Here is a 1,105-nt window from a genome sequence, read left to right as displayed (position 1 = left end):
GGCGGCGATCGCGCGGCTCGGCGTCGCGATGACGGGCCTCGGCCTGCTCATCTCGCTCGAGCGCGCGACCGGCTCCTACGCCGTCGCGGGCGCGGCGACGGGCGCGTTCGCGGCGGCGGAGGCGGTGGCGGGGCCCCAGATCGCCCGGCTCGTCGACCGGTTCGGGCAGACGGCGACGCTCCCGGTCGTCGTCGGCGCGCACGCCGCGGCGCTCACCGCCGCCCTCGTCACCGCGGGCCGGGTGCCGCTCGCCGTGACGCTCGTCCTCGTCGCGACGGCGGGCGCGGCCGTGCCGCAGCCGGGCGCGCTGTCCGCCGCGCGCTGGGCCCACCTCGTCACGGCGCCCGGTGCTCTCCGCTCGGCGTTCGCGCTCGAGGCCGGCGTCAACGACGCGGTCTTCCTCTGCGGCCCCGTGCTGGTGACGCTCATCGGCACCGCGGTCGCGCCCTGGGCCGGATCCGCGACCGCCGCCACCCTGCTCGTCGCGGGATGCGTCGCCCTGGCCAGCCGCCGCGGCACGGCCCCGCCGCCGCGGAGGCGCACTCGCCCATCTGCGGGCGGTCCGGCCACGACGCTCCTCGCCCCGCGCTTCCTGGCGACGCTCGGGGTCCACGCGGGCCTCGGGTGCTTCTTCGGGGCCGTGCCGCTCCTCGTCGCGGCGAGCGCCGGCGCGGCGGGGCTCGAGCCGCTGACCGGCGTCGTCCTCGCCCTGTCGAGCGCCGCGAGCATCCTCGCCGGGCTCGCCTACGGCTCGCTGCGCCGGGCGCCGACGCCGGAGGTGGTCCAGCTCCTCGCGGCCGCGGCCCTCACCGCCGCCGTGGCCGTCGGCGCCATCTGGCCGTCGCTCCCGGGGCTGGTGGCGATGCTCGTCGTGGGCGGCACCGCCATCGCTCCGCTCCTCGCCTCCTCGTCGCAGGTCGTCGAGGCGTCGGTCGCGGCCGGGGAGCTCACGCAGGGCTTCACCTGGATCAACACGGCCTCCGCCGCGGGCATCGCCGCATCCGCCGCGCTGACGGGCGCGCTCGTCACCACGGCGGGGACGCGCACGGCGGTCGCCGCGCTCCTGGGCCTCGTGCTCGTCGCGACGGCGGCGGCCGGCATCGCC

At 79.5% G+C, this 1,105-nt stretch carries 1 protein-coding gene; it reads left to right on the top strand.

The window, feature by feature from the left end:
• Positions 1 to 1,105, top strand: a 1,105-nt coding sequence (locus tag DZG00_RS17070) for an MFS transporter (RefSeq protein WP_119455831.1), incomplete at both ends; no start/stop codon positions are given.

It is taken from the genome of Clavibacter lycopersici (genome assembly GCF_003576405.1).
GTDB classification, from domain to species: Bacteria; Actinomycetota; Actinomycetes; order Actinomycetales; family Microbacteriaceae; genus Clavibacter; species Clavibacter lycopersici.
Note: the sequence above shows the minus strand (reverse complement) of the source record. Positions and strands in the feature narration are given on the sequence as shown.